Source organism: Polyangium sp. 15x6 (assembly GCF_029960785.1).
Taxonomy (GTDB): domain Bacteria; phylum Myxococcota_A; class Polyangia; order Polyangiales; family Polyangiaceae; genus Polyangium.
The window spans coordinates 145,528-157,351 of record NZ_JASBQE010000021.1 but is presented as its reverse complement, the minus strand read 5'-3'; the positions used below and the strand labels follow the sequence as shown (position 1 = coordinate 157,351).

General features: G+C 69.4%; 6 protein-coding genes and 1 pseudogene. 3 read left to right on the top strand and 4 right to left on the bottom strand.

Annotated elements, in window-relative coordinates:
* Positions 1 to 2,743, bottom strand: a pseudogene (locus tag QHF83_RS18065) (hypothetical protein); the annotation flags it as partial.
* Between the two features lie 348 nt (positions 2,744 to 3,091).
* On the opposite strand from QHF83_RS18065, the gene aspS reads away from it, so the two are divergent.
* Entirely contained in the window at positions 3,092 to 4,897 is a 1,806-nt protein-coding gene (aspS, locus tag QHF83_RS18060) for an aspartate--tRNA ligase (RefSeq protein WP_282419099.1), read from the top strand.
* A gap of 154 nt (positions 4,898 to 5,051) precedes the next feature.
* On the opposite strand, the gene QHF83_RS18055 is transcribed toward aspS, so the two are convergent.
* From QHF83_RS18055 to QHF83_RS18045, 3 genes are all read right to left on the bottom strand, one after another.
* Positions 5,052 to 5,591 carry a hypothetical protein gene (locus tag QHF83_RS18055; protein ID WP_282419098.1) on the bottom strand — a complete coding sequence of 180 codons (540 nt, stop codon included), beginning with the start codon at positions 5,589 to 5,591 and terminating at the stop codon, positions 5,052 to 5,054.
* A gap of 135 nt (positions 5,592 to 5,726) precedes the next feature.
* Entirely contained in the window at positions 5,727 to 6,083 is a 357-nt protein-coding gene (locus tag QHF83_RS18050; protein WP_282419097.1) for a hypothetical protein, read from the bottom strand.
* A gap of 75 nt (positions 6,084 to 6,158) precedes the next feature.
* Positions 6,159 to 7,415 (bottom strand): PucR family transcriptional regulator, encoded by a 1,257-nt coding sequence (locus tag QHF83_RS18045; protein WP_282419096.1) that lies wholly within the window; start codon positions 7,413 to 7,415, stop codon positions 6,159 to 6,161.
* Between the two features lie 159 nt (positions 7,416 to 7,574).
* Between QHF83_RS18045 and QHF83_RS18040 the strand changes: the two genes are divergently transcribed.
* On the top strand, positions 7,575 to 7,973 hold the full coding sequence (locus tag QHF83_RS18040) for a hypothetical protein (protein ID WP_282419095.1): 399 nt from the start codon (positions 7,575 to 7,577) through the stop codon (positions 7,971 to 7,973).
* Between the two features lie 287 nt (positions 7,974 to 8,260).
* Positions 8,261 to 11,770: a hypothetical protein gene (locus tag QHF83_RS18035; RefSeq protein ID WP_282419094.1), complete on the top strand. Its 3,510-nt coding sequence runs from the start codon at positions 8,261 to 8,263 to the stop codon at positions 11,768 to 11,770.
* Positions 11,771 to 11,824: the final 54 nt, after the last annotated feature.

Below are 11,824 nucleotides of genomic sequence, written 5' to 3'. Positions count from 1 at the left end.
AGCCACCCGCGCCGGCGCCGCCCGCGCCGCCGGCACCACCCGCGCCGCCGTCACCACCGGCGCCACCGCCGCCGCCTGCGCCGCCCTCGCCCGTCTCGCAGACGCCGGCCTCGCACCTGCCGTCGGTGCAGGCCGTGCCGTCAGGCAGCGTCCCGTCGGCCGGGCAATCGTTCGTCGCGCCGTCGCAGAGCTCCGCCAGGTCGCATTCCCCGGCCGCAGCCCGGCATTCCGTGCCCGCCACGGCGAGCGCGTCGGCTGGGCAATCCACGGCCGCGCCATCGCAGCTCTCCGCCACGTCGCAGAGGCCGATCGCCGCGCGGCACACGGTGCCGGCGCTCGATACCACGTCGGCCGGGCAATCGTTCGACGCGCCGTCGCACGCCTCCGCCGCGTCGCAGGCGCCCGCCATGCCGCGGCACTCGGTGCCCGCCGCGACCTTCGCGTCGGCCGGGCAAGCGCCGTTCACGCCGTCGCAGCTCTCCGCCGCGTCGCAAGCGCCCGCCGCGGCACGGCACGCGGTGCCCGCCGGGACGAGGTTGTCGCCGGGGCAGAGCGGCGTGAACCCGTCGCAGATCTCGTCGACGTCGCACGTGCCCACGGCCGCGCGGCAAACGAAGCCGCCCGGGGCGACCGCATCCGCAGGGCAAGCGTTGCTCGCGCCGTCACAGGTCTCGGCCGGATCGCACCCGCCGATCGAGGCGCGGCACTCGGTGCCCGCCGCGACCTTCACATCCGCCGGGCAAGCGGTGTTCGTCCCGTCGCACGCCTCGGCCACGTCGCACGCGCCGCCCGTCATGCGGCACTCGGTGCCGGCCGCGGACGGCGTGCAGGTGCCCACGGCGCCCGCGGTGTTGCAGGCCTGGCAATCGTCTGCCGCGCCGCCGCCGCAGGCCGTGTTGCAGCAGACGCCGTCGGCGCAGAAGCCGCTCGCGCAGTCCTTTCCGACCTGGCACGCCTGCCCGTTGTCGAGCTTGTTCTGCGGCGTGAACAGGTACGCCGCGCCGCTGTTCGCGGCCGCGCCGGAGTGCGCCTCGGCGCCGGCGATCGCCCACGAGCCGCTCACGCCGACCGAGTGACCGAACTGAGCGCCGAGCCCGGCGTCCGCGCCCGTGAGCTTCTTCTCCTGGGCCCACACGCCCGCGTTCCGCAGGAACACGTAGGCCGAGCCGGTCGACTGCGGTTCGTCGTAACGCGCGCCGATGACCGCCGTGTCTCCGACGATCGACACGGAATGGCCGAACTGATCCCCGCCGTCGCCGTCCGCCGCGAGGATCTGCGCCTGCTGCGCCCAGACGCCCCCCGTGCGCGTGTACGCGTACACCTTGCCTTGCGAAGCGACGGCGAGCGGCGCGGCGATGAGCGCGGTGTCGCCTGCGACCGCCACGGAGTAGCCGAACCAATCGTTCGCCTTGCCGTCGGGCGGGGCGAGCTTCGCTTGTTGCGCCCAGACGCCCGCGGTCCGGAAGAACACGAACGCCGAGCCCGACACCGAGCCATTGTCGTCATCGCCATACGCGCCGACGACGATGGTATCGCCCGAGACCGCGACGGCCGTGCCGAACTCGTCCTGCCCCGCGGCCGCCGCGCCCGCCGTCAGCTTGGCGCCCTGCAGCGTGAACGTGCTCGCGCCCTTCACGTAGACGTAGGCCGATCCGGCGTCGACGTTGGCGCCGTTGTCGTCGAACGGCGCGCCGACCACGAGCGTCGTGCCCGAGAGGGCGATCGACGCGCCGAAGCGATCCTGCGCGGCTGCGTCGTTCGCCGTGATCTTCTGGAGCTGCGTGAAATTCGAGCCGAAGGCCGTCCGCTGGAAGACGAAGACCGCGCCGCGGCTGGCGTTGTCGATCGGGGCGCCGACCGCGATGATGTTGCCGGAGATGGCCACCGCGCGGCCGAACCGGTCGCCGGCCGTGGTCGAGGCGTCGCCCGAGAGGAGCCTTTGCGACTGCGTCCAGGTGTTGTTCCCCGCGTTCCGGAGGAACACGTATGCCGAGCCCGCGTCCAGGCCCTTGGCGGCGTCGTCGTCGTCCGGCGCGCCCACGACGGCCGTGTCCCCGTCGATCGCCACGGCATAACCGAACGCGTCGTCCGCCGCCGCGTCGTTCGCCAGGAGCTTCTGCGCCTCGGCCCATACGATGGGATCGACCACGATCGGATAGATCGCGCCCGTGTCGTCGACGTGAATGGCGATCCGGCCCTCTTCGGCCGAGAGGAACGACGGCAGCACGCGGCCGTTCGCGTCCGTGACGTGCAGGTCGGTGTAGCGGAGGATCACCTCACCCGCCTCGTCACGCAGGAGCGCCGCGTCCGCCTCGGCCGTGAGCTCGGGCAGGAGCCCCTCGGCGCGCATCGAAAGCGTCACCGTGCCGCCGCCCGCCTCGCGGCACGCGGGCCGCTTCGCGAGATCGAAGCCCTGCTCCAGGCCGAGCGGGCCATTCAAATACCACTCCACGACGTCGCCGCGGCGATATTCGGCGCGATTGCCGCTCGCCTCGGGCGAAGCCTCGGCGGCGGGCTCGAGGTCGCCGTCGCAGCCCACGGCGTCGAGCGAAAGCTCGAACGGGCGATCGGCGCGTTCATCGACGGCGACACGCACGCCCGCCGGGGAGAGCTCCGCAGAGAGGCCCTGCGCCGGATTCCTGGCGGAAATCGTGCCCTTGTCGCCGCGCTCCAGGCGATACGCCGGCGAGGCGTCCTTTTGCACCGCCGCCACGTAGGCCGCGCGCAGCCCCGTGTGATCCACCGCTTCCCCTGCCGGGGGCGCTTTCGCCTGCGCCGAAAGGGAAGCATCCCCCGATTGCGGACCCCTGTCGTCCGCCCCGCACGCTGCCGCGAGCGAGACCGGAAGAGCAAACCACCATCGCTTCGCTGCCAACATTCTTCACCCCGTATCGTGAAGGGAAAAAGCTACACTCTGGACGAGCGGCCATGTTACCAAAGCCGTCCGTGCAGAGCGACGCCTTACGGCGCGACCGCGCCCGCTTCGCCTCCGCGCGCGGGCCGTGACCGCGTTGGGAAGGTCACCAAAAAGCGACCATGCGAGCTGCCTGGCCCGTTGATGTAGCGGCGTGAGCGACTATGCTGCGCCGCCATGTCGGAATTTTTGGTGGACAAGAAGCGCACGCACTCTTGCAACGCGCTGCGCACGAGCGACGTCGGCAAGGACGTCGTGCTGATGGGCTGGGTGGCGCATCGCCGGGACCATGGCGGCCGGGTGTTCATCGATCTGCGAGATCGCGAGGGCCTGACGCAGGTGGTCTTCGGCCCGGAGATCGGGAAGGAAGCGCACGGGCTCGCCAGCGAGCTGCGCTCGGAGTACTGCATCGGCATCGTCGGCAAGGTGGTAACGCGCGTCTCGTCGGGCGGGCAGCCCAATCCGAAGCTCGCGTCCGGCGAGATCGAGGTGAATGCCGAAGAGCTTCACATCTTCTCGCGGTCGGAGACGCCGCCGTTCCTCATCGAAGACGACATCGACACACGCGAAGAAATCCGGCTGAAGCACCGCTACCTGGATCTGCGCAGGCCCGCGCTGCAGCGAAACTTCCTGGTGCGCTCGAAGCTCTACCGCGCCGCGCGTGATTACTTCCACGGCGAGGGCTTCACCGAGCTCGAGACGCCTTTCATGGTGAAGTACACCCCCGGCGGCGCGCGGAACTTCCTCGTCCCTTCGCGCCTGAATCCCGGGAGCTTTTATGCGCTCGCCGAGTCGCCGCAGATCTTCAAGCAGCTCTTCATGGTCGCGGGCTTCGAGCGATATTTCCAGATCGTGCGTTGTTTCCGCGACGAGGATCTCCGGCTCGACCGCCAGCCCGAGTTCACGCAGGTCGACGTGGAGATGTCCTTCATCACCGAGGAGGACATTTACACGACGATGGAAGGCCTCATCGCCCGCGTCTGGAAGGACGTGCTCGACGTGGACCTGCCGCGCCCGTTCCGCCGGATGAGCTACCGCGAGGCGATGCTCAAATACGGCTCCGACAAGCCCGACCTGCGCTTCGGCCTCGAGCTCGCCGATCTGACGGACGTGCTCCGTCCGCTCGAAGGCGGCGGCGTGCCGCTCTTCAAGACCGCGCTCGAGCAGAAGGGAATCATCAAGGCGCTCCGGATCCCGGCAAAGGAGGCCGCGTCGTTATCGCGCACGGAGGCCGACAAGCTCGAGGAGTTCGTGAAGGGATTCGGCGCGCGGGGCCTCGCGCGCGCGCGGGTAGGCGAAGGCGGCGAGTGGACGCAGTCGCCGCTCAGCAAGACCGTGACCCCCGAGGCGCGGGCCGCGATGAACGCGGCGCTCGGCGCCGGCACTGGCGATCTCCTGTTCTTCCAGTTCGGCTCGTTCAAGCTCGTGAACGCGGTGCTCGGCGGCCTGCGCCTGCACCTCGGGCACAAGCTCGGGCTCGTGCCCGAAGGACAGTGGCGTTTCCTCTGGGTCACCGATTTCCCGATGTTCGAGCAAAACGAGGGCGGGCAATGGGTCGCCGCGCATCACCCGTTCACGTCGCCGAAGCCGGAGCACGTGCAACACCTCGGCACCGACAACGGTCGCGTCGAGGCGCGCGCCTACGACCTCGTGCTGAACGGCAACGAAATCGCAGGCGGCTCGATCCGTATCCACCAGCGCGACGTGCAGGCCAAGGTCTTCGCCGCGCTCGGCCTCTCCGAGGACGATTTCCGCGCGAAGTTCGGCTTCCTCCTCGACGCATTCCGCTACGGCCCGCCCCCGCACGGCGGCATCGCCTTCGGCCTCGACCGCCTGGCCATGCTCCTCTGCAACGCGTCGAGCCTGCGCGACGTCATCACCTTCCCGAAGACGCAGAAGGGCACCGACCTCATGACGGACGCGCCCACCGGCGTCGCGCCCGAGCAACTCGACGAGCTCGGCGTGCAGCTCAAGAAGGTCTGAGCAGCGGAGGCGGGGCGTTGCCCCGCACCCCAGAAGGGGGCTCCCCGCCCCCTTCACCCCGGGCCAGGCACGGCCTGGACCGAGGGCGGAAGAACCGCGCGATGCGCGGTTCTTCCGACGGATCCGAGACCTTTCTCACCGCGAGCCGAGCCGATCAAGGCTCCACGGAGACGTCGAGCCTCGCTTCGAGCGATCCCATGTCGAAGTAGTCTGGCTTGTGGTTTTTCGTGACGTTGAGGAGCGTCACCGTGAACCGGAGCTGACCGGCCTTCACCGAACGCTCGGCGCATCTATCCATTTCGCTCGCGTCGAACGCGATCACACTCTCCACGAGCGCCGACTGAGGATCGCGCACGTCCTCGAGCCCCGCGACCAGGATCTCCACGCCCGGCGCGTACGAATCACCATCCGCCCCATTGTACGCCTGCCCTTTCCAGGAGAAGAAGTAGGCATATCCAACCGGATGGCCTTCGATGGCCTCGATGGTCGCCGTGACTCCCGTGCAACAAAATGGACCGATAGAGTGATTGTTGTTCGGTGTCGCTTCGTCGGGCAGCAGGAACGTCGATTGGACGAGCGACGAATCCAGCCCGTCCGGGCCGGGACAAGCCTCGAGCCCCTCGCCAGCCGGCTCGCCCTCGCAACCAAAGGTCAACACCGCCAAACCAACCAAGAACCACTTCGCAAAGCGCATGGCCAGCGCAGATGCACGGCGGATGCCAGCCGATGTCCTGCGCGATCACAGGGAAAAACCCGCGCAGAACCGTCGAACGGATGACAACGTGTCATTCACCGCAGAAAAACGCGCCAGGCTGTCCCGGCGAAGCGATTACACCGCCCTGTCTGCCTTCCCGGAGGACGCGCTGGATTGCGCATGGTCGGCGAGGATGTCCCCCAGGCTGCCCCAGGGCATGGTGAAAGGCCCGCTCCCCACGCCGGGCTCCCAGCCGGAGGCCAGGGCCCGACGCGCGATCCTGGCGACGAACGCGGGCGTGATCGGCCGATCAGGCCCGTAGGGCTCGGGGATGTGGACCTGCACGGCGCATCCTTTTCGGGAGGCCGCTGCGATCACGACGGAAAGCGAATCGCAGTCGGGGCAGCCACGCAACCCCGAGCGCCGCACCCACCAGCGCAGCTCGTGGCCGTCGATGCTCAGTCGGTGGCTGCCTCGTCGCGCGATGGTCATGTCGGGTCCAAGGATAGCCCATTGAACACCGCATCGCGACCTGCATTTGTGATCGATGGTCGAGATGCGGCCATTTCACGCGGCGCCTGACTGCCAGCGGAGCACCTCGAGCGCGACGGCGACTTCCACGCGGTTGTGCTCGAGCGGTCGCGGGAGGAGCTCCTCGGCGCGGGCGAGCCGGCGGAGCAGGGTATTGCGGTGGGTGTGGAGGCGGGTCGCCGTGCGGGAGGCGTTGCACCCTTCGTCGAGGAAAGTCAGCAATGCGCTCGTGACCTCGGGGCTCGCCGATTCGAGGTCACCGAGCGTGTGCTTGACGAACTGATCTGCGCCCTCGGGATCCTGCGTGACCAGGGAGACGAGCCGGACCCTTTCGAAGCTGACGACGCGCTGCTCGGAGCCCAGGCGGGCAATCATGCGCTGGGTGGTGAGGGCGTCGAGGTGGCTCCGACGAAAGCCCTCGATTTTGCGGCTCTTCGAGCCGATCGCGATGCGGACGCCTTGCAGCGGTCGTATCGCTGTGCGCAATCGCTCGATGTCTGGTTCGGCTTCTCCTGGCACCCAGACCCACAGGGTCGCCGCGCTGGCCACGACGATGAGGGGGCGTTGCGCGCCGGCGGCGCGGGCAAGGGCGTCGGCCGCGCTTTCGAGGGAGCCGAGATCGGACTCGCTTTCTTCGCTCCAGACGACGGCGGCTCGGTGGGTCTGGTCGAGCTCGTAGCCGAGTCGCCGGGAAGCGTTTTGGGCGCTGATCGGCGCGCCGTCCAGGAGGAGCGCGACGACTTCGCGGCGCTCGGCGTGGGTGCCGCGGGTCAGCTCGTCGCGCTCCGCGTTCATCTGGGCGGAGATGCCCGCGATCGTCGCGTCGAGGAAGAAAGAAATGGAGCGGGCCGAAATGTCGAGCAGCTCGCGCAGCTCGTCGGGATCGGACGTCAGCTCGAATGCGATCGACATCCACCTGAGCCAGGCCGCGTTCTGCCCGGTGCGATAGGCGTGCAGGGCGGACTCGGTCACCCCGCGGCGCACCAGATCACGTGCCATGCCGAGCGACTCGGCGCCGAGGTGGGGCGCGACCGGCGCTCCCGGGTCACGGAGGTTTGCCGCCGCCCAGTGGAAGAAGTACGCGCGGTACGTTCTGCGCGTGGCCGCCGCGAGCACCGGGTCATCGGCGATGACCTTCATCTTCTCGATGGAGAGCGTCGCCCTTTCGAGCTCCTCGAGCCACTCCTGGGGCGTATTCAGAGCCGTCTCGGCGCCGCGCCGGATCAACTCGCGTACACGCTTCGACGGGCGCGGCCACGGCCACGCGTCCGGCATGTCATCACGCTGGTGCATATTGCACCAAATATAACGAACTTTGATGCAATGTGCACCTTGCCGCACGCGGCCTCGTCCTCCACGTTCGCGTCACCGGCATGCCCCCGGGCATCGACCCGGGCGGTGGCGGTATGAGCACCAGGAAATCCAATGAAACAGCGGGGAGAGAGTGGCTGTGTGAGGTTCCTTTTCGCGATCCTTTTCGTTTTCGGCTGCGCTTCGCAGGAGTCTCTGGAAGGCCAGGGCTGGCGCAGGGAAATGCCCGATCCCGATGAATCGTGGGACAAGGACTGCTCGGGCGAGCATTCCTGGAACGGTTGCGACGATTGCAACCCGTGCACGTGGGACGCGTGGTGCGATCCGGACGATTGGGACGCCTGGATCCCCGAATGGTGCCGGGATGTGGCCACGCTCGGGCGCGCCGTCTGCGTGCACTTCGATCGGACGACGCCGGACGAGCAGATCAACGACTGCTTTCCGATCGCGCCCGTGACCGATGTTCGCGCGGGGAAATGTTGCGCTGGGATATGCGTGGACAACGTGTCGGAGTGCGAGATGGACCCGGTTTCACATTGAGACGCGCTTCGCAGGGCCGCGAGAGGGAGGCCCAGGCCGTGGAAGCCCAAGCGCGCACTGCGAACATGCTAGCACCCACCGGCGTCGCGCCCGAGCGGCTCGACGAGCTCTGCATCCACCTGCGCACACACATCCACCTCCGCGCACGTACCGACTCCACGCGTCAGGCGTTGTCGGTCGTTTTCGTGCGCAGCTCGCCAAAAGTTTGGCACCCAAAGAATTCGCGGCGATGCTGAGTGCTCGCTCTTTCCGCCCCGCCGAATCGGCGAGGCACATCGGAGGAACGTATGCAACGGTATCTTGCCGCATGCCAGACACGATCGACCATCGATATCAAATCCGGCGTCGCCCGCGTCCTCGGCGCCCTCGCGCTCGGAAGCCTCCTCGGCGCGCTCCCGGCTTGTAGCTCCGGCGCGCCCGCGTCCGCATCGCCGCCCCCCGCGCCCGCGCGCGCCTCCGCCCCCGTGGACCTCGAGTCCGTCGTGCGCGCCGTGCGCCTCGCCTATCGAGCCTCCGGCGACCGCTTCGTCGGAGGCGGCCAGGCCTATGAGGTCGCGTATCACGCGGGCGCGTTCGACGTCGCGCCCCGGCCCGACGATCGCAGCACGGCAGCCGCGGCGCGCTTCCGCACGGTGGATATCGCGCGTGGCGGCGCGCACCTCGATGGCGCGCCGAGCCCGCGCGTCGCCGCGGACGGCCACCTCTCCATCGCGCGGGGCGCGGTGGAGGAGCACCTGCGCAATGCGGAAGGCGGCGTCGAGCTTTCGTACTCCTTCGCCGAGCGGCCGACCGGCGCGGGGGATCTCGTCGTCCGGATCGAGGTCTCGGGCATGGCGCCCTCGGGCGAGACCGCCTCGGGCCACCATTTCGTGGATCCGGAGGGGAGCCTCGGCGTGAGGTTTGGCAAGGCCACCTGGATCGACGCGCGGGGGGTGAAGACCGACGTGCCGGCGCGGGTCGCGAGCGGCTTCATCGAGCTCACCGTGCCGGCGGGCGCGATCGACGCGTCGGCGTACCCCGCGGTGCTCGACCCGATCATCTCGCCCGAGGTGGGGATGGATGCGCCGCTGCTCGTCCAGCCGGCGAGCCAGCAAGACGACCCGGCGATCGCGTACGGCGGCGGGCAATACCTCGTGGCCTGGCGGGATCGACGCGCGTACGTGGACCACATCTATGCCACGCGCGTGCAGGCCGACGGCACGGTGCTCGACGAGTATGGCATCGATCTCGGGCTGGGCAGGAACCCGGCCCTGGCCTCCGACGGGCAGGACTTCCTGGTCACATACGAATACTCGTGGAACGTCCACGCCGCGCGCGTGACCAGCGCCGGCCAGGTGGCTGGGGGCCAGATCACAATCAGCGCGGGGCCGAAGGCAGAGTCGAATCCCGACGTCGCCTTCGACGGGACGAATTACGTGCTCGTCTGGGACGACTCGCGCAATTATTCGAACAACGGCCGCTCCGACGTCTACCGTGCGCGCTTGACCCCGGCGGGCGTGCTGCTCGACCCGAACGGCGTGCTCACCGCCACCGACCTGGGGAATACGTCGACGGGAAGCGGGCACGAACCCGCCATCGCTTCGAATGGCCAGGGCTCGCTCCTCGTCTGGGATGACGGCAGGATCCTCGGCGCGCGTATCGACGCGCAGGGCAACGTGCTCGACGCCACGCCCTTCCCCGTGAGCCCGCCGCCCGCCGGGGCCAATGACCGCGACGAGGCCGCTGCGCTCGCTTTCGTCAACGGGAACTACATGGTGGCCTGGACGCGCGGCGACACCTATTATGGGCAAACGGTGGTCGCGACGCGCGTGGACCCGATGGGCGTGGTGCACGACCCAGCGGGCATCGTCGTCACGCAGACCAACGATTCGGATACCTACTTCGAGGACACCGCCGTGGGCTCCGACGGGCAGGACGCGGTGGTGCTCTTCACGCAGGGCATTCACGAGGAGAGCTGGGGCACGTATCGTGTGCGTATCGATGCGCAGGGCGCGGTCCTCGACGCGACGCCGGCGGCGCTCGCCCCGGATAGCCAGGGCCACGCGATCACCGTGGCCCCCGCGCCTTCCCTCGCGGTGTACTCGGACGACAAGACGTCGGACGAGGCCGCGCAGGATACGTTCCTGGCCGGGACGCGCCTCGCGCCGGGCGGCGGCGCGCTGGACGTGCCGGGCATTCTGCTGTCGAAGAGCGCCAATGCGCAGATCGTCCCGTCCGTCTCGTTCGATGGGACGAACTTCCTCGTGGTCTGGGCCGATCACCGCAATTACGATACCGGGAACAGATTCATGGATCTCTGGGGGGCGCGCCTGAGCCCCGCCGGCGTCCTCCTCGACCCGAGCGGGATCCCGATCCAGACTGGGGCGGGCTGGAATTCCGCCCCGCGGGTCGTCTTCGACGGGACGAACCACGTGGTCGCCGCGTTTCGGGTCAGCAGCCTGGCGAACGAGGGCGATCCGAGCTGGTACCCGGAGGTCGTGCGGGTGAGCCCCGCGGGCGCGGTGCTGGACGCCGTCCCCCTCCTGGTGCAGACGGAGTCATTCGAAAACGAGCCCATCGCGATCGCTTCGAATGGCACGGAGACGCTCCTCGTGAACGACAATTTCGACGGCATCCAGGTCGCGCGCGTGACCTCGGCGGGGGCGCTCGCCGCACCGCCGACGATGGCCCTCGACATACCAGGTAGCTGGTTCGGCCTCCGGACCGCGCTCTCGCACGGCGGCGCCGGCTACCTTCTGGCATTCCGGGACAAACTGACCGGCAAGGGCCTCGTGGCATCGCGGCTCGACGCGACGGGCAACCTCCTCGATCCGAGCTTCCTGCAGATCTCGGCGCCCACCGCCAAGATCGGGCGGCCTGCGATGGCGTCGAACGACACGATGCACCTCCTCGTCTGGGCCGAGCCGGCCCCGAACAACGCCGGCTCCACCCTGCGCGCGGCGCGCGTGGACGCGAATGGAACGGTGCTGGATCCCGGCGGCTTCGTGCTCGTCGACAAGGTGCCGGGCCTGCAATACGACTCGCCCTGCACGTCCTACTTCGTCACCCAGTATTACGGGCCCTGCCCTGCCGTGGCCTACGACGGCAAGAGCTTCGTGGTCGTCTGGCGGTCGCCGCCCGACGAGGTGACCCCCAGCGTGGATCTCTTCGGGGCGCGGGTCGGGACGGACGGGGCCATCTTGGAGACGTTCCCGGTCTCGTCCGATCCCTCGTTCGAGGGCCCGCCCGCGCTCGTCGCGCGAGGCAATGGCAAGACGCTGGTCAGTTACGAGCGGTTCGTCCCGGAAATCCCCTACGCGGCGAGCCGCGTGCACGCGCGGCTCGTGCGTGTCCCGCAAGCGCTGGGCGACGCGTGCGACGTGGACGAGGATTGTGACTCGGGCGCATGCGACGCGGGCACCTGCGTGATGCCGAACGCCGGCGTCGGCGGGGCCGGCGGCGAAGGCGGCGGCGGCGGCGAAGGCGGCAGCGGTGGAGCAGGCGGCGCTGGCGGCAATGGTGCAGCCGGTGGCAATGGTGGAGCCGGCGGCGCTGGTGGCAGCGGTGCGGCAGGCGGCAATGGCGGCAGCGGTGGAGCTGGTGGCAACGGTGCAGCAGGCGGCAATGGCGGAGCCGGCGGTGCTGGCGGCAGCGGTGCAGCAGGCGGCAATGGCGGCAGCGGCGGCGGGGGCGACCCCGGCGGCTGCCACGCCTCCAGCGCTCCGACGGAGAATGGCGGCTCCCTCGTGGTCCTCGCGATGGGCGCGCTGTTCGCCGCGGGCCGGCGCCGAAGCCGCGCGCAGCGCGTGAAGAGCTGAGCCCGACGCCCCACCTTTCCAGATGCGGCGAGCCCCACACCTCGGGTAGGATCT